At 61.1% G+C, this 16,570-nt stretch carries 14 protein-coding genes, 1 tRNA gene and 2 rRNA genes (1 of these 17 cut by a window edge); 3 read left to right on the top strand and 14 right to left on the bottom strand.

The genetic code is table 11. The features are described from left to right. Positions 1-3: 3 nt before the first annotated feature. From E3U26_RS18575 to E3U26_RS18545, 7 genes are all read right to left on the bottom strand, one after another. On the bottom strand, positions 4-711 hold the full coding sequence (locus E3U26_RS18575; protein ID WP_062564121.1) for an ABC transporter ATP-binding protein: 708 nt from the start codon (positions 709-711) through the stop codon (positions 4-6). Beyond that, entirely contained in the window at positions 708-2,501 is a 1,794-nt protein-coding gene (locus E3U26_RS18570) for a branched-chain amino acid ABC transporter ATP-binding protein/permease (RefSeq protein WP_216635435.1), read from the bottom strand. The genes E3U26_RS18575 and E3U26_RS18570 overlap by 4 nt, the downstream gene beginning before the upstream one ends. Then, positions 2,494-3,330, bottom strand: a complete 837-nt coding sequence (locus tag E3U26_RS18565) for a branched-chain amino acid ABC transporter permease (RefSeq protein WP_036752926.1) — start codon at positions 3,328-3,330, stop codon at positions 2,494-2,496. Before E3U26_RS18565 ends, E3U26_RS18570 begins: the two co-directional genes overlap by 8 nt. A gap of 52 nt (positions 3,331-3,382) precedes the next feature. After that, positions 3,383-4,540 (bottom strand): substrate-binding protein, encoded by a 1,158-nt coding sequence (locus tag E3U26_RS18560; RefSeq protein WP_062564120.1) that lies wholly within the window; start codon positions 4,538-4,540, stop codon positions 3,383-3,385. 23 nt (positions 4,541-4,563) lie between these two features. After that, positions 4,564-5,439 (bottom strand): nitrilase family protein, encoded by an 876-nt coding sequence (locus tag E3U26_RS18555; protein WP_062564119.1) that lies wholly within the window; start codon positions 5,437-5,439, stop codon positions 4,564-4,566. Between the two features lie 216 nt (positions 5,440-5,655). Next, the gene (locus E3U26_RS18550; protein WP_062564128.1) at positions 5,656-6,234 is read right to left on the bottom strand and encodes an ANTAR domain-containing response regulator; all 579 of its coding nucleotides are present in this window, start codon (positions 6,232-6,234) and stop codon (positions 5,656-5,658) included. 26 nt (positions 6,235-6,260) lie between these two features. After that, a complete protein-coding gene (locus E3U26_RS18545; RefSeq protein WP_499107184.1) occupies positions 6,261-7,403 on the bottom strand; it encodes a transporter substrate-binding domain-containing protein in 1,143 nt (380 codons plus the stop codon). Positions 7,404-7,682: 279 nt separating this feature from the next. Here E3U26_RS18545 and E3U26_RS18540 point away from each other — a divergent pair. Together E3U26_RS18540 and E3U26_RS18535 are read left to right on the top strand one after the other, a co-directional pair. After that, positions 7,683-8,836, top strand: a protein-coding gene (locus E3U26_RS18540) for an IS3-like element ISPfe1 family transposase (protein ID WP_114537220.1) whose coding sequence is annotated in 2 segments (ribosomal slippage) — positions 7,683-7,929 and positions 7,929-8,836 — 1,155 coding nt in all. Because the reading frame shifts where the segments join, the coding sequence is not laid out codon by codon here. Next, on the top strand, positions 8,833-9,117 hold the full coding sequence (locus E3U26_RS18535) for a beta family protein (protein ID WP_499107182.1): 285 nt from the start codon (positions 8,833-8,835) through the stop codon (positions 9,115-9,117). The genes E3U26_RS18540 and E3U26_RS18535 overlap by 4 nt, the downstream gene beginning before the upstream one ends. Here E3U26_RS18535 and E3U26_RS18530 read toward each other — a convergent pair. From E3U26_RS18530 to E3U26_RS18515, 4 genes are all read right to left on the bottom strand, one after another. Beyond that, complete coding sequence (locus E3U26_RS18530; RefSeq protein ID WP_499107180.1) at positions 9,071-9,676, bottom strand: sce7726 family protein; 606 nt, start codon at positions 9,674-9,676, stop codon at positions 9,071-9,073. The genes E3U26_RS18535 and E3U26_RS18530 overlap by 47 nt on opposite strands. Before the next feature lie 212 nt (positions 9,677-9,888). Next, a complete protein-coding gene (locus tag E3U26_RS18525) occupies positions 9,889-10,365 on the bottom strand; it encodes a thermonuclease family protein (RefSeq protein WP_499107178.1) in 477 nt (158 codons plus the stop codon). A gap of 68 nt (positions 10,366-10,433) precedes the next feature. Next, complete coding sequence (locus E3U26_RS18520; protein ID WP_499107177.1) at positions 10,434-10,943, bottom strand: GNAT family N-acetyltransferase; 510 nt, start codon at positions 10,941-10,943, stop codon at positions 10,434-10,436. 4 nt (positions 10,944-10,947) lie between these two features. Next, positions 10,948-11,247, bottom strand: a complete 300-nt coding sequence (locus E3U26_RS18515) for a type II toxin-antitoxin system TacA family antitoxin (RefSeq protein ID WP_179921497.1) — start codon at positions 11,245-11,247, stop codon at positions 10,948-10,950. Positions 11,248-11,760: 513 nt separating this feature from the next. On the opposite strand from E3U26_RS18515, the gene E3U26_RS18510 reads away from it, so the two are divergent. Further along, positions 11,761-13,413, top strand: a complete 1,653-nt coding sequence (locus tag E3U26_RS18510) for a recombinase family protein (protein ID WP_499107505.1) — start codon at positions 11,761-11,763, stop codon at positions 13,411-13,413. Here the strand turns inward: E3U26_RS18510 and E3U26_RS18505 are convergent. From E3U26_RS18505 to E3U26_RS18495, 3 genes are all read right to left on the bottom strand, one after another. Then, positions 13,370-13,446: transfer RNA gene (locus E3U26_RS18505), tRNA-Met, on the bottom strand. The two genes, E3U26_RS18510 and E3U26_RS18505, sit on opposite strands and share 44 nt — an antisense overlap. 61 nt (positions 13,447-13,507) lie before the next feature. Continuing rightward, positions 13,508-13,622, bottom strand: a 5S ribosomal RNA gene (rrf, locus tag E3U26_RS18500). 139 nt (positions 13,623-13,761) lie between these two features. Further along, positions 13,762-16,570 (bottom strand): 23S ribosomal RNA (locus E3U26_RS18495); it runs 38 nt beyond the window's last position.

The following is a 16,570-nucleotide window of genomic DNA, read 5'->3' as shown; positions in this document are numbered from 1 at the left end:
GCGTCACACCGCAAGATGGGCGGCAAGCCCGTCACTGGCGGCAAGCTCCTGCCGCGTGCCCTCCTCGACGATCTCGCCCAGCTTCATCATCGCCACCCGATCGGCAACCGACAGCGCGAAATCCAGATGCTGCTCGACCAGCAGGACGGCGATGCCCAGCTCGTCGCGGGCGCGAAGCAGCGCCTGGGCGATGCGGTCGACCATCGTGGGCTGCAAACCCTCGCTGATCTCATCGACCAGCATGATTTTCGGCCGGGCAATCAGCGCCCGCGACATCAGCAGCATCTTCTGTTCGCCGCCCGACAGGGTGCCCGCACGCTGGCCCAGCCGTTCGATCATCCGCGGAAAGACCGCCTCGACCTCGGGCAGGCATTGCCGGAACAGCCGATCCGTCGCCACCCCTAGGCGCAGGTTGTCCCCGACCGTCAGATCCTGGAACAGCGTATGTTCCTGCGGTGCGTGCGCCATCCCGGCACGAGCCATGAAGTTCGGTGCGGCACCGGTCACGTCCCTGCCGTCAAGGGTGATGCGGCCGCTGATGGGACGCACGAAACCCATGATGGTTTTCAGCAGCGTCGATTTGCCCATGCCGTTCTTGCCGAGGATCGCCACGATCCGGGCCCTGTCCACCTGCAAGGAAACATCGTGCAACACCGCTGCGGAACCGTAGCCGCTGGTCAGCGCATCGACAGTCAGAAGGGGCGTGCTCATTGCGCGGCCTCCACATGATGCCCGGCATAGACGGACCTGACCAGCTCCGAGGAAACGACCTCGTCCACGGTGCCCTCCATCAGGATCGAGCCCTGATGCAGCACGACCACGCGGTCGCTGATCTCGCGCACGAAATCCAGGTCATGTTCAATCAGGACGATGCACAGGCCGTAGTCGCGCGTCAGGCGGCCCAGCACCTTGCCGATCACCATGCGCTCGGGCCTGGTCAGCCCGGCGGTCGGCTCGTCCAGCAAAAGCACCGACGGCTCGGTCGCCAGCACCATCGCAAGCTCCAGCCCGCGCTTCATGCCGTGGGACAGGTTGCCCGTCTCATCCGCCAGCCGCTGATCCAGCCCGGTGGCGCGCAGGATGTCCAGCGCGGGTTCCGGCAGGGCGATGCCGACGCTGCTGCGAAACAGCCGGGCGCCGTCGATCCGGTAGCGGGCAAGCAGCAGGCAATCGGCGACGGTCAGCGTATCGAAAAGATTGGTGTTCTGAAAGCTGCGGCCGACGCCCAACGCCACGATGTCCTGCGGCGCGCCGCGTCCGATCTCGGCACCGTTGATCTCTACCTTTCCGCCGCTACGTTCGCTGCCGTCGCTGATGCAGCGCATCAGCGTCGTCTTGCCCGCCCCGTTCGGCCCGATGATGCCCAGCAGGTGACTGGCCCGTCCGGTCATGGTCACGTCAGTCAGCACGCTGAGGCTGCCATAGCGGCGCGACAGATGCTCGATCCTCAGCGGAGGTTTCTGGTCGTCCGCCCCCTGCCCCAGGCGGCTGCGCGTGTCGGGGACAAGGACACGGGCCGGCGCGCCGGCCGTGCGGACCGGCAGGATCCGGCGAAACAGGCCGCCGACAAGAGGCGCGAAGCCACGCGGCAAAAGGACGATGACCGCCACGAAGACGACGCCGATCAGCAGCTTCCACAGAAAGGGCATCGTTCCCGACAGCCACGAAGACATGGTGTCGATGCCAAGCGCCGCGAATATCGGACCCAGCAGCGTTCCGCGCCCGCCCAGTGCCGTCCAGATCAGGAATTCGGTCCCAAGCTGGAAACTTGCCAGTTCGGGCGCAACGACGTTCGAGAACGCGGCATAGCCGAAGCCCGCAGCCGAGGCGATCACCGCCGAAGCGATCATCAGCATGATCTTTATGCGCGACACCGGGATACCAAGATAGGCACAGCGTTCCTCGTTCTCGCGGATGGCGACCATCACGCGTCCAAAGTCGCTGCGGACCAGCAGCCAGGCGGCGGTGGTCGTCAGCACAAGGAATGTTCCCGCGGTCCAGAACCAGATCCTCAGATCCCAATAATAGGTGGGAAAGCCCGACAATCCGCTGGAAGAGCCGGTAAAGTTGCCGCCAGAAAAGATCACCTGCGTCAGGACGATCGGCAAGGCCAGCGTGATGATCGAGGCGTAAAGCGGCGACGAACCGTGAAAGAAGGCCAGCCAGCCGGTCGCGGCGGCGACGACCGCCGCAACGCCGATCCCCAGGGCAAGTCCGGCCAGCGCCCAGCCCGGACCGAAGCCGTAATGGGTAAAGATCAATCCGCAGGCATAGGCCCCGATGCCGAAGAAGGCGGACTGGCCGAAGGTCAGGATTCCGACCGAACCCCAGAGGATGTCCACAGTCATGACGACCGTGGCCAGAAACAGCGTTCGGATGAGGATATTGGTCAGGTAGGTGTCCAGCAGCCAGGGCGCGACGGCGACGACCAGCAGGCCGATGATGCAGCCGGTCGCCGCCACGCGGAACCGGGTTGTGATGGCGGCGGAAATGTCATGCACGGCTGAATCCTTTGGGGCTGATGCGCAGAACCAGCGCGGCTGCGACCACGATGGTCATGCCGCCCAGAATCGGGTTCGCATAAGTGCTGACGACGACCTGCGCCCCGCCCAGGATCAGCGAGGCGACGAGGAGACTGGGAAAGGATACGCCCGCGACCATCACCAGCATGAAGCTGTTGACCAGCCAGGGCAGCCCCATGTTCGGATCGACCGATATCAGCGGCGTGATCAGCGCGCCGGCGGCGCAGGCAAGGGCTGCGCCCAGCCCAAAGGTCAGCGCACGCACGCGGGTGCTGTCGATGCCAAGCCCGCGCGCCAGTCTTTCGTTCATGATGACCGCGCGGGCGTTCAGGCCGAAGCGGGTCAACTTCAGCAGCGCGCTCAATGCCACGACCAGAAGCACGGCGATGACCGCGACCGCAAGGCGATAAGCCGAATAGTCCACGCCGAACAGTTCCGTCGTGCCGCTGATCGGGTTCGGTGCAAACTGCACGCCGCGGCCGAAGCCCAGCGTGATCAGTTGCCCAATCACGATGCCAAGTCCCCAGGTGGCAAGGATCGCGTCCAGAGGACGATCATAGAGCGGGCGCACGATCACGCGCTCGATCACCAGCCCGCCGAGAAAGCCGACGCCAGCGGCCAGGGGGATCGAAAGCCACGGCGAAAGACCGGCAGCACCGTTGAGATAGGCCATGTATCCGCCAACGGTCAGAAAGGCGCCATGGGCGAAGTTGATCAGCTTCATCACCCCGAGGATGATCAGCAGGCCAGCCGATACCGCAAACAGGATCGCGGCGGTCGTCAGTATGTCGAGGACGAGAATAGCCATCTTGCGCTCTTGTCGGAAAGGGATGCGGGGCACGCCCCGCATCATTCAGGGGTCAACCGGCGAGCTGCGGGCACTGCTCGCCCGGATCCACGTCGGGGAAGGACTTGATCACCTCGACCGATCCGTCGGCCGCGACACGACCCAGATACATGGTCAGCGGCGAGTGGCGCTGCTTGTTCATGGTGATCGAGCCGCGCGGGCCGTCCACGGTCACCTCGCCCAACGCTTCGACCACCTTTTCGGCATCGGTCGAGCCGGCTTTCTCGACCGCGGCGGCATAGGCGAGGATGCCTTCGTATTGCGGGACGGACAATTCGCTCGGAGTTTCGGCCTTGGCTCCGAACTTGGCGTTCAGTGCCTCCAGGAACGCCTTGTTCGCGGCGGAATCGATGCCGGTGATGTAGGAGGCAGCGATATAGATGCCCTCGGCATCCGTCCCCATCGTGGCGGCGGTCCCTTCGTCGATGGCGTAGTTGCCATAGGGAATGTCCACGCCGGTGGCGCGAAGCTGCTTGGTCAGGGTGACATTGGGCGCACCCCCCGCGGTCGAGGTGATCAGCGCATCGGGACTGGCGGACCGCATCTGCGAGATGATGGCCGTCCAGTCCGAGCCGTCCATCGGCAGATATTCCTCTCCGACGACCGTGCCGCCCTTGGATTCGACATATTCGCGGGTGAATTCCAGCATCCCCCGGCCAAAGGCGTAGTCGCTGCCGATCAGGAAGAACTTTTTGGCGCCCATCTCGTCCATGAACTGATCGACGATGGGGGCGACCTGCTGTTCGGGAACCCACGCGTTGATATGCATCCAGGGCGAGCAGGACCGGCCCTCGTAGAACGAGGTATAGATGAGAGGGACCTTGCCGCGGTTCACGATGGGCAGGCCGGCATTGCGCGCGGCGCTGGTCTCCATTGCGACGATGGCATCGACCTTCTGCTGGAAGACCAGGCTGTCATAGGCGCGTTGCGCGCCCTGCGCACCCGAGCCGTCATCCGCGATCACCAGTTCCAGCCGACGTCCAAGCACGCCGCCCTTCGCGTTGATCTGGTCCACGGCCAGTTCCGACGCCTGCACCACCGATGGCGCGACAACGCTGTTCGCACCGCTGAGCCCGACCGGAATACCGATCCTGATGGTTTCCTCGGCCTGTGCGGAAACGGCACAGGCAAGGCCCATCCCGAGTCCAAGAAGAAGTTCACGGATTTTCATGTCGTTTCCCCTGTTGCAGCGCATTACGGGCGCCGGTCCGATGGCTTTGCTCCCAGTCGTTCGGCATAGATGTCCGTTCGCCTGTCGCGGAGCGGGTGGTTGAAGCTGTTCCAGTTGCGCGCGCGCCGCGCGGCCGAAAGGTCGACCTCGGCCAGAACGATTTCCTCGCAGTCACCGCTGGCCGGACCCGCGACGGGCCAGCCGGTATGGCCGACGATCAGGCTGTGGCCGACAAAGGGCTGACCACGTTCGGTCCCGACCCGGTCGGCACAGGCGATCACCATGGAGTTGCTGTGCGCGGCGGCCATGTGAAGGATGTTGGCCATGGGCCCCCGGCCCTCGGCCTGCCCCGGAATCGGCACCCAGTTGGTCGGCACGCAGACCAGATCCGCTCCTTCGACGGCGGCCAGCCGGAACACCTCGGGGAACCATCCGTCATAGCAGATCGCCACGCCGATGCGGCCATGGGGAGTAGAGAAAACCGGCAGGCCCAGATTGCCCGCCTCGAACCAGAGGTTCTCGTCCGCCCAGAGATGCAGCTTGCGATAGACCCCCAGCACCCCGTCCGGCCCAATGACGACCGCGCTGTTATAGAGCCGATCCTCCTCGCGCTCGGCAATTCCGGCCACCAGGAACAGCTTTCTGCGGGCGGCGACCTCGGCCCAGGCGATCGTGCTGGGACCGTCGGGGATCGGTTCGGCAAGGGCAAAGGCCTCGGCCCTGCTTTGAAACATATAGCCCGAGATCACCAGTTCGGGCAGGATCACGATCCTTGCCCCCGCATCCGCGGCCTGCTCGATCATCGCGAGGCTGCGCGCCCGGTTGTCCGCGACCTCGCCAAAGCGCGGCTCGAATTGCAGGCAGGCGATCGTGAGCTTTTCTTCGTGTTTTTCAGCCATTCTTCCACTGCCGCCCAGCGGCATCCAATACGCAAAAAGCCTCTGCCATCGCCCCCCGGTGGGGTGCGCAATGGAACAGAGGCTTGCCAGCCAGATATGTCGAGAAGGCGGCCTGCCGGGCGCCGTGATCCAAATCACGGCCGCATGCGGCTCAAAGTCAATTTGGTGCTTCGGATAATCCTGCCCGAGACGGAAACTGCCGCGAATGCGAGCAGGCTAGATATCCTTTGACATGTCTTTCAGCACATCCTGCGCATTGATGATGCTTGCAGCGACATCGGCCATCGAGATACGCCGCCGCGTCGCTTGCGCGCGAATGGTTTCGAATGCATCCGATTCCGGCACGCCTTTCACCTCCGCAAGAATACGGGCGGCCTTCGATATGTCGCGTTGCGCCTTTATGGTCTCTTCCAGCTTGCGGACCTTTGCCTCCAGCCGCCGATGGTATCCATGAAGCCAGCGCCCCAGCGTCAGCGTGGACAGGACGCCCGCGGGCCGCAGGGGCTTGACCAGCACGCCATGGACGCCGGTGTCCACAAGGGCTTTCAGGATCACCGGGTTCTCGTATTCCAGGATCGCGATGACAGCGGGGGCATCTTCATCCACGGCCCAGCTTTTCGTGGGCTGAAAGCGATGATCCAGGCTGAGAAAGATCAGGTCCACCCCCCGCGGCGGCATGTCGGGCAGGGGCCAGACCGGCAGAACCTGACAGCCGATGCGGCGCAACTGGCCGACCAGGGCATCGCGATCCTGATCGGGTGCGTGAATGACAGCCACCCGCAGGTCGCGCAGCATCTCGACCACATGGTTTCCGCCCCGGCTCACGCAACACCTTCATCGGTCCGAACCGGGGCAACCGGAGAATTGGCAAGATAGGGATCCGGCCGGACAAGCTCACTTGCCGACCAGACGATATCGAACGCGCCATTTGCATTGGCCCGCCCGATCCTCGGCGTCATCCAGGCATGGTTGTTGTCCGGGTCGATCAATACGGGCCCATCCGGTGCGTCAAACGCCATCCCGTGCAGAACCTGAAGCAAGTGATCCGTGTCGATCGATTGGGTCAGTTCCAGCGCATGACCAAACATCCGCGCCTGGCTGTATGAGGCAGCCGCCCAGCCGCTGACAGGACGATCATCGCCAAAGCTCTTGCGCAGACTCGCCAGGAAACGGTCATTCTGATCGCTCTTCAGAGAAGAGAAATAGGACGAGGCCGTGACGATCCCCTCGGCTCGCTCGGCTCCGATGCGCGCAAGCTCGCACTCGGTCAGGGAAATACCGCCAATCGGGCGTGTTCCGCCAAGATCCAGCCCAGCATCCTGATACAGCCGCGCGAATTCCTGGCCGGTTTCGCCCACCAGGGTCGAAAAGACGAATTCCGGTTGAAGTCTGCGGATCTCGATCAGAACCTTCTGGATCTCATTGCGCGAGGCCATCATCGGCAGATAGCTTTCCCCGACGACCTGTCCCCGCCGCGCCTCGATCAGATCCCGCATGACGCGATTGGTTTCACGCGGGAAAATATAGTCGCATCCGACCAGGAAACCCTTTCCGCCATGCTCGGCGACCAGGTAGTCGGCCAGAGGAAAGATGCATTGATTGGCAACGGGGCCTGTATAGAGAATGTTCGGCGAATATTCGAAGCCCTCATAGCTTGCCGGATACCACAACAATCCGTTGCGGCGCTCGACCGAGCGCGAGACGATCTTGCGCGTATCCGAGGTGTGGCAGCCGAAGATGACCGAGATGCCCTCGGCTGTCATCATCCTTTCGGCATGCTGCCTGAAGGCATTGGGATCACCTGCGGGATCATGTTCCGCAATCTCGACCAAGCGGCCGAGGATCCCTCCATCGCGGTTGAGTTCGTTCACGGCCAGTCGAACGCCCAATGCATGTTCGCTTTCAGGCAGTCCGGTCGGGCCACTTCGAGAGAAGAGCAAACCGATCCGCCAAGAGTCGTTCATCGCATCATCCCTGCCTGATCGCCTCCGAACGAATTGGGTTCGATCCGGGCGAAGCCATCCGCAAGAAGTTCTTGCGACGTTGATACGGCAGCCGCGAAATGGTTAAAAGCCCTCGTCATCGTTGCCGTATAGACTCCGCCCGTAATCGGATCGAGCTCCCATCACACGCAATCTTGACGCATCAATGCCGATTGTGAACGGCCCTTCACCGTGACCTGCCCCCCGGAAGTTCCCTCGCTGTGATGTAGAGTCTGCCCAACCTGAGAAGGAGCAGACGACATGAGGAAAAGCCGGTTCACCGAGGCGCAGATTATCGGGATGATCAAGGAGCAGGAGGCGGGTTTGCCGACTTCCGAGCTTTGCCGGAAGCACGGGTTGAGCCCCGCGACGTTCTACAAGCTCAAGGCGAAGTATGGCGGGATGGACCTGTCGGACGCCAAGCGGCTGAAGCAGCTCGAGGACGAGAACGCGAAGCTGAAGCGCCTTCTGGCCGATGCCATGCTGGACAACGTGGTTCTGAAGGATCTCTTGGGAAAGCCCTGACGACACCGGTGCAACGGCGGGACGCGGTGCTGCGGGCGATGAAGGATCATCCGATCTCTCAGCGTCGGGCCTGTGTCCTGATCGGTGTCGATCCGAAGACGGTGCGGCGTGACAGGCCACCCGACAACCCGGAAATCCGTGAGGAGATGCACAAGATTGCCGAGAAGCGCCGGCGGTTCGGCTACCGGCGCGTGGGCATCCTGCTGGAGCGCAAGGGCATGATCATGAACGAGAAGAAGCTCTATCGCATCTACCGGGAAGAGGGCCTGTCGGTGCGCCGCAGGCGTGGCCGCAAGAGGGCACGAGGTAGCCGGACGCCAATACCAGCGCCGTTGAGGCCAAACCAGCGGTGGTCGTTAGACTTCCTGTCCGACACGTTCGGGGCCTGCCGCAAGTTCCGCATTCTGGCTGTGAACGACGATTGCTGCCGCGAGAACCTGGCGTTGATCGCTGACACGAGCATCTCTGGGGCTCGGGTGGCACGGGAACTGGATGCGCTGGTCAGGATTTACGGCAAGCCCGCTTGCATCGTCAGCGACAACGGAACCGAGTTCACCAGCAAGGCCATCCTGAAATGGGCCAACGCGAACGGCGTCGAATGGCACTACATCGACCCGGGCAAGCCGCAGCAGAATGGCTACATCGAAAGCTTCAACGGCAGCCTGCGCGACGAATGCCTGAACGAGGAAATCTTCGACAGCCTGGCTGATGCCCGCCGCAAACTGGCCCTCTGGCGCTACGACTACAACAACGTCAGGCCCCATTCCTCGCTGGGCAACAAGACCCCGTCCGACGCGCGCCGAGCGCTTGAGCAATCTGAGGGCTCCGCGCCCGGCGCGCTTGCCACACCCGAAACCAACCAATATCAACCCCAAGGACTCTCGTTATGAACGAGGGACGACCGGGGGGCAGGTCAACGCCAGCAGCTTGGGAAGTGCGAAAGGGCGGGGCATTCAACGACAATCGCGCGCAGATGCATGGCCACTGCGCGTCAATTGTAGCGTCGGGAAAGTTCAACGGTTCCGGCTATTCAAGCGGCGACGATTACATCGCAAAGTGCGCGGTTCACAAAGAAGGACCAAGCAATCAGACGCGATGGAAGGAGGTGGCAATCAACCACCACATCACACAGGTGCTGGGCGATCTCGCCACGCTTGGCGCCGCACCATGAAGGCGCGGATGGAGGCGGTGATCTCGCGAAGGGTCATGGCCTCACAAAGCATCTCGTAAAGCTGCTTTCTCGGCCGCCGGAGGTCCTTCGCTGCATACCCGACTTGCCCCAGAAGTTGGACGACTTCATCGCGCCAAAGCAGGTGCGCCATCATGACCGGATCGATTTCGGGATTGGCGGCGGCGTTTCGCAATACTCGGAAGTTGATTCCGCCCCTTGGTCCCTGCTCGGCCGCGATCACGCCGCACCATTCGGGCGCATGACTCATGATGCCTGCGACATGCTTCGGCGCGGCGACAAGTGTAAGCTTTTGTAGGGTCTGGCGGTAGGTGTCGATCTGGGTCGCGAACCGGTCGAGGTTATCTTTGGCGCTCTTGATTTCATAGCCGTGGATGCAGCCGTTGATGACGGCTATGTCGATGCGGCTCCGGGCGTGCGCGAGGCCAAGCTCGTCGATCACAAGCGTATCGGGATGAGATTTGGCACGCCGCAATCGTTTGGCGTGTAGCGCGGAGCGAATGTCTGCGTCTGTTGTTCCCAAGTTCGTCATGGCCGTCATCGATATCCCCCCAGTTTACTTTCTGCCGGAAGTTCGGCGTCAATCCAAGGTGTCATTCTGACTCACCTGACGTTTCTCGGGCGCGTCACCACAGATGACCGCTTCTGGTTGCCGGCAAGCCTACTGGAACGACCGGCTTTGGCGCATTGCTGCCGACGCGCACCGTGAGCCAGCCAGTCCCCGCCAGCCAGTCGACGGCGGGGAACGAACGCCTACCGGCTGCACCACCATTCTTCGCCATCGGGCCAGGCTCTCGCCAGCCTCTCGGCGATCAAGATGTCACCGATGTCCCGGCCGGCGATCCTGATCGTCACCAAGGTCCGCGTCCCGGTGTTGTCCGGCTTGCCATACTCGACGGTCCAGTCGTTCGAGTTCAGCAACTCGATCACCCGGTCGCTGGCTCGCTGCGCCAGCGCGATTTCGGCGTCACCTCCACAGATGTGAGTTTGCGGTTCCGGCGTGTCATAACCCTCCATCCGCAACTTCTCCCCGTCGATCCAGATCGTGTCGCCATCGACAAGGCAATACTCGTCAGCGGCACGCGTCTGTCCCGGAATGCACTTGGCAATCTGCGGCCGAGGTTGAGCTGCGGCGGGTTCGAGCGGAGCGCCAGCGGCGGCACAAAACGTCAGGGGGAGGACGGCCATCTGTTGGCGAAGGTTGGAGAATAGAGAAACACGAATTTGCATGGTCGGATCTGATCTGCTGCAATCTTGGTGGTTGGGCGGACTGCTACGTTTGCAAGCAGTTTCGGCTTTCATCCGCCACCCTCGCGGAGCGAAGCTGCGATGTCGTTGATCGATCGGAGCAGAACCAGGGGATCATCCCTGGACGGCTCAAAGCCGCGCCGCCCCCAGAATTCGGCGGCTTCACCATCGACGGCATTGACCAACAAGGCCCGTCCGCCGATCAGCGAAGCGGCCTGAACGCAGCGCTGGAGGGCATGCTTCAAAAGACCGGTCCCGATGCCCAGCCCAGCCCATCCCGTATCGGTCGCGAGCTGGCCGAGTAACATGCACGGGACCGGATTGGGTGGCTGCCCCGTCCGGATCGAACGCGGCAGCACCGATGGTACAACGGCGGTCGGCGCCAAGCCGTAGTAACCGACCACGCGCCCAGCCTCATGCACGACGAGAACGGCGGTGAAGCCCTTCTGCTGATTGGAGAGGGCGCGCGTCTTCAGCCAGTGGTCAAGCGTAGGCTTGCCACAGGCGAACTCGGACACATCGTGTTCGGCGGAGAGCGGTTCAGGACCCGAAAGCAGCAAGAGCTTACCGCTTCGCCACGTAGCCGGGCTCCCATGGCGCGGGCCGCTTCAGGACTTCCACCATCTCCGGAACCGGAGCGGCCGGACGCGCCAGCACATCCATGAACTCGGCAAAGCCTTCCGGGCTCATCCGGATCAGCCCCTGCTCCATGACGACCTCTTCGGCCGCACGCACCGCGGCGTCGCGCACGAAGTCGGTGCGCGAGCGGCCGCGCAGGCTTGCGGCGCGATCGATCATTGCGACATCTGCCTCAGGCAGGCGCATCGAGATCGGGTATTCCTTGCGTTCGGCGGTCGCAGCCATGGCGAATCTCCTTGGTCGGCATATAGCGCCTTGTATCGCGAATTACAATACGATAAGGTTGCCCCAACAGTCAATGACCTCATGAGGAGGGGCGACGAGGCGGATAATGACGAGGCCAGCGAGAGATTCCGATAGGTTATTTTGCTACGCCATGGCTCGCCAGGACACGCTGGGCTACGCTACAGCCCGCTCACCCGCGCCAATTGTCGCCGAATATTCGCCATCAATTTCCGTTGCTTATGCTTCCTTCGGGGCGAATGCTGCAAGTTATGACCTTGCGAGCCCCAGGAAACACAGCAAAGATGACAAGAGGAGAGCGCGAAGCGCTGCTCGAATCCTTGCTGCTGGACGAGCCGGAGCTGACGTTTACGCCGCGCGGCGCTCCAGACCCGCGCCTTCTGCGTCTGGTCGGCATCCTGGCGAGGCAGGCGGCGCAGGAGTGCTATGCAAAGGAAGTGAAGATGTCACGGCAAAGGAGGAAGCGCTCCTCCTGATACGGATGGGAGCCACGTTTTGAAAGTCGCGATCTACGCCCGCTATTCTTCCGACAATCAACGCGACGCTTCCATCGCCGACCAGTTCCGTATGTGCCGCCTCCATGCCGAGAAACAGGGCTGGCACATCGTCGAGGAGTATTCGGACCACGCGATCTCCGGCGCCTCGCTGATCCGGCCGGGCATTCAGGCGCTCATGGCCGACGCTATGGGCGGCCGCTTCGAACTGATCCTGGCCGAAGCGATGGACCGCCTCTCCCGCGACCAGGAAGACATCGTGGGCATCTTCAAGCGTATGTCCTATGCCGACGTGAAAATGTTCACCCTGTCGGAAGGCGAGGTGACGCACCTGCATGTCGGCCTCAAGGGCACGATGAATGCGCTGTTCCTGAAGGACCTGGCCGACAAGACCCGCCGCGGGCAGCGCGGCCGGGTCGAGGCGGGCAAGTCGGGCGGTGGCAATGCCTATGGCTACGATGTGGTCAAGAAATTCGACGCCAACGGCGAGCCGATCCGCGGCGATCGAACCGTCAACGAGTTCCAGGCCGAGGTGGTCCGCCGCATCTTCCGCGACTACGCCGCCGGCAAGTCGGCCAAGACCATCGCCTTCGCCCTGAACAAGGAAGGCATTCCCGCTCCGTCAGGCGGCGATTGGGGTTTCAGCACGATCAACGGCAACCCGAAACGGGGCAATGGCATCCTCAACAATGAGATGTATATCGGCAAGATCGTCTGGAACCGGCAGCGCTTCGTCAAGGATCCGAACACCGGCAAGCGGCAGGCCCGCCCCAACCCGGAAGAGGAATGGGTCATCCAGGAAACGCCGGAGCTGCGCATCCTCGATGACCATCTCTGGAACGCGGTGAAGGCGCGGCAGGAGAAGAACAAGATCGCGCGGAAGGAAAACGGCGAGGCCGATCTCTCCCGGATCAATACCCGCCGCCGCCCCAAATACCTCTTCTCGGGACTGACCAAATGTTCCTGCTGTGGCGGTGGGTATTCCGCGATCTCGGCAACGCTGATCGGATGTGCGACGGCCCGCAACAAGGGGACATGCGACAACCGGGTCAACATCCGCCGCGACGAGTTGGAATCGCGTGTGCTGAACGCGCTGCGTACCAAACTCGTCGATCCGGAGCTCTTCGCCCATTTCTGTGAAGTCTTCACGCAGGAGATGAACCGGCTGCGCATGGAGGGCCGCGCCGAGATCGCGTCGGCCGAGGCGGAGATTACGAAGATCGATCGGGAACTCGAGACCCTCCTCAATCTGATTCTGAAGGGTGGGGCCGCTGACGCGCTCAACGCGAAGATGGTGGCGATTGAGAAACGCAAGAAAGAACTTGAACTGTTCCTGGCCGAAGCCGACGAGCCTCCACCCCTGCTGCACCCGAGCATGGCACTGCAATACCGCAAGCGGGTCCAACAGCTTTACGACGCCCTGCAGGACAAAGACGAGGGGAAGCGGATCGAGGCCGCCGACACGCTGCGCTCGCTCGTGGATCAGATCGTGCTAACCCCGGTCGACGGCAAGGTGGAGATCGACGTTCAAGGCGATCTCGCTGGAATCCTTACGATTTCTACGCAAAGCAAAAACCCCGCAGCGGGCGCTACGGGGTCGCAAGTAAAGATGGTTGCGGGGGTAGGATTTGAACCTACGACCTTCAGGTTATGAGCCTGACGAGCTACCGGGCTGCTCTACCCCGCGCCATTTGCATCGCGTGGTTTGCGGTGCTTTTTCGTTCCGAGAGATTTTCGCTTCTTTTCAGGTCTGGCGGTGACCTACTCTCCCACGTCTTTTGACGCAGTACCATTGGCGCGACGGCACTTAACGGCCGAGTTCGGGATGGGATCGGGTGTTTTGCTCGTGCTAAAGCCACCAGACCGGAAAAGGAGCGAGATCGGCGTTTCCGCTTCCCTTCGGGCTTTCGCCGCTTCGGGATCGGGAAGACATTGTCCAAGGATGCTTTTGGAAGAAGGCGGGCTGCTTGTCCTTGACAAGCTGGTCTGTCTTCTTCCGGATCAAATCAAGCCTATCGAGCGATTAGTACCGGTCAACTGAACGCATTGCTGCGCTTACATCTCCGGCCTATCGACGTGGTGGTCTTCCACGGCTCTCAAGGGATACCTTGTTTTGAGGGGGGCTTCACGCTTAGATGCCTTCAGCGTTTATCCTGTCCGTTCATAGCTACCCAGCACTACCGTTGGCACGATAACTGGTCCACCAGTGGAACGTTCACCCCGGTCCTCTCGTACTAGGGGCAACTCCTCTCAAGTATCCTACACCCACGGCAGATAGGGACCGAACTGTCTCACGACGTTCTAAACCCAGCTCACGTACCTCTTTAAATGGCGAACAGCCATACCCTTGGGACCTGCTCCAGCCCCAGGATGAGATGAGCCGACATCGAGGTGCCAAACGATGCCGTCGATATGGACTCTTGGGCATCATCAGCCTGTTATCCCCAGCGTACCTTTTATCCGTTGAGCGATGGCCCTTCCACTCGGGACCACCGGATCACTATGGCCGACTTTCGTCTCTGCTCGACTTGTCAGTCTTGCAGTCAGGCTGGCTTCTGCCATTGCACTCGACGAGCGATTTCCGACCGCTCTGAGCCAACCTTCGCGCGCCTCCGTTACTCTTTGGGAGGCGACCGCCCCAGTCAAACTACCCACCACGCAGGGTCCCGGACCCGGATAACGGGCCGCGGTTAGACATCAAGAGTGCGAAGGGTGGTATCTCAAGGATGGCTCCACCGGAACTGGCGTCCCGGGCTCAATGCCTACCACCTATCCTGCACATCGCAATCCTGATGCCAGTGCGAAGCTATAGTAAAGGTGCATGGGGTCTTTCCGTCTAACCGCGGGAAGTCTGCATCTTCACAGACAATTCAATTTCGCTGAGTCCACATTTGAGACAGCGGGGAAGTCGTTACGCCATTCGTGCAGGTCGGAACTTACCCGACAAGGAATTTCGCTACCTTAGGACCGTTATAGTTACGGCCGCCGTTTACCGGGGCTTCAATTCAAGGCTTGCACCTCTCCTTTTAACCTTCCGGCACCGGGCAGGCGTCAGACCCTATACGTCGCCTTACGGCTTCGCAGAGCCCTGTGTTTTTAGTAAACAGTCGCCACCCCCTGGTTTGTGCCCCCCGCCGACAGTTGCCTGCCAACGGGGCCTCCTTCTCGCGAACTTACGGAGGTATTTTGCCGAGTTCCTTAAATGTGGTTCTCTCAAGCGCCTTGGTATTCTCTACCAGTCCACCTGTGTCGGTTTAGGGTACGGTCTTGTGGAGGGCTATTTCCAGGAACCGCTCAGCAGCCCCTCCAATCCGATAAGGAGGAACTACACCTGCGATCCGTCACCATCTCCTGGCCCAGGAATATTAACCTGGTTCCCATCGACTACGCCTTTCGGCCTCGCCTTAGGGGCCGGCTTACCCTGCTCAGATTAGCTTTAAGCAGGAACCCTTGGACTTTCGGCGACAGGGTCTCTCACCCTGTTTGTCGCTACTCATGTCAACATTCTCGCTTCCGATCACTCCACCGGATGCCTTACGGCCCGGCTTCACAGTAAAGCTCGCGCCTCCGCTATCCCTCCCTCTTGCAAGGGAGACAGGATAGAAAAGGCAAGAGCTTATATCACGGAACGCTCCGCTACCGCGTGCATAAATGCACACCCAAAGCTTCGGCTCGTGGCTTGAGCCCCGTTACATCTTCGCCGCAAGACCTCTTGACTAGACCAGTGAGCTGTTACGCTATCTTTAAAGGATGGCTGCTTCTAAGCCAACCTCCTGGTTGTTTTGGAAGTCTCACATGCTTTCCCACTTAGCCACGAATTGGGGGCCTTAGCTGTTGGTCAGGGTTGTTTCCCTCTCCACGACGGACGTTAGCACCCGCCGTGTGTCTCCCGGATAGTGCTCCACGGTATTCGGAGTTTGCTTAGACTCAGTAAGGCTGTGGGCCCCCATCATCCATGCAGTGCTCTACCCCCGTGGGCATTCGTCCGAGGCGCTACCTAAATAGCTTTCGCGGAGAACCAGCTATCTCCAGATTTGATTGGCCTTTCACCCCTAGGCACAAGTCATCCCGACCTTTTTCAACAGGTGTGGGTTCGGCCCTCCAGTTGGTGTTACCCAACCTTCAGCCTGCTCATGCCTAGATCATCTGGTTTCGGGTCTGATCCATCTAACTCATTCGCCCTTTTAAGACTCGCTTTCGCTGCGCCTACACCTAACGGCTTAAGCTTGCTAGATAGACCAAGTCGTTGACCCATTATACAAAAGGTACGCCGTCACCGCGCAAGGCGGCTCCGACTGCTTGTAGGCGTCCGGTTTCAGAAACTGTTTCACTCCCCTCGTCGGGGTGCTTTTCACCTTTCCCTCACGGTACTGGTTCGCTATCGGTCAGCAAGGAGTACTTAGCCTTCGAGGGTGGTCCCCCGATCTTCAGACAGGATTTCACGTGTCCCGCCCTACTTAATGCGTCCGATCAAACTTCCCATACGGGGCTGTCACCCGCTATGGCTGGCCTTTCCAGGCCATTCTGGTCATTCTCACGGCTCGGCTGGTCCCCGTTCGCTCGCCGCTACTGGGGGAGTATCTGTTGATTTCCTTTCCTCCGGGTACTTAGATGTTTCAGTTCCCCGGGTTCGCTCTTAAAACCCTATGTATTCAGGTGATAAGTACCTGGTTAACCCAATTGTTGATACCCAAGGGTAACAACAATCGAGTTTCAGGTGGGTTTCCCCATTCGGAGATCCATGGATCAAAGCTTATTCTCAGCTCCCCATGGCTTATCGCAGAGTATCACGTCCTTCATCGCCTCTTGCT

It is taken from the genome of Paracoccus ferrooxidans (assembly GCF_029909815.1).
Classification (GTDB): Bacteria; Pseudomonadota; Alphaproteobacteria; order Rhodobacterales; family Rhodobacteraceae; genus Paracoccus; species Paracoccus versutus.
This window is presented reverse-complemented; position numbering and strand designations above follow the sequence as displayed.

Bases quoted from the DNA above. Each gene is read 5' to 3' on its own strand.
- E3U26_RS18575 (WP_062564121.1), bottom strand. From the start codon at position 711: ATGAGCACGCCCCTTCTGACTGTCGATGCGCTGACCAGCGGCTACGGT.
- E3U26_RS18565 (WP_036752926.1), bottom strand. From the start codon at position 3,330: ATGGCTATTCTCGTCCTCGACATACTGACGACCGCCGCGATCCTGTTT.
- E3U26_RS18560 (WP_062564120.1), bottom strand. From the start codon at position 4,540: ATGAAAATCCGTGAACTTCTTCTTGGACTCGGGATGGGCCTTGCCTGT.
- E3U26_RS18555 (WP_062564119.1), bottom strand. From the start codon at position 5,439: ATGGCTGAAAAACACGAAGAAAAGCTCACGATCGCCTGCCTGCAATTC.
- E3U26_RS18550 (WP_062564128.1), bottom strand. From the start codon at position 6,234: ATGCTGCGCGACCTGCGGGTGGCTGTCATTCACGCACCCGATCAGGAT.
- E3U26_RS18545 (WP_499107184.1), bottom strand. From the start codon at position 7,403: ATGAACGACTCTTGGCGGATCGGTTTGCTCTTCTCTCGAAGTGGCCCG.
- E3U26_RS18535 (WP_499107182.1), top strand. From the start codon at position 8,833: ATGAACGAGGGACGACCGGGGGGCAGGTCAACGCCAGCAGCTTGGGAA.
- E3U26_RS18530 (WP_499107180.1), bottom strand. From the start codon at position 9,676: ATGACGGCCATGACGAACTTGGGAACAACAGACGCAGACATTCGCTCC.
- E3U26_RS18525 (WP_499107178.1), bottom strand. From the start codon at position 10,365: ATGCAAATTCGTGTTTCTCTATTCTCCAACCTTCGCCAACAGATGGCC.
- E3U26_RS18515 (WP_179921497.1), bottom strand. From the start codon at position 11,247: ATGGCTGCGACCGCCGAACGCAAGGAATACCCGATCTCGATGCGCCTG.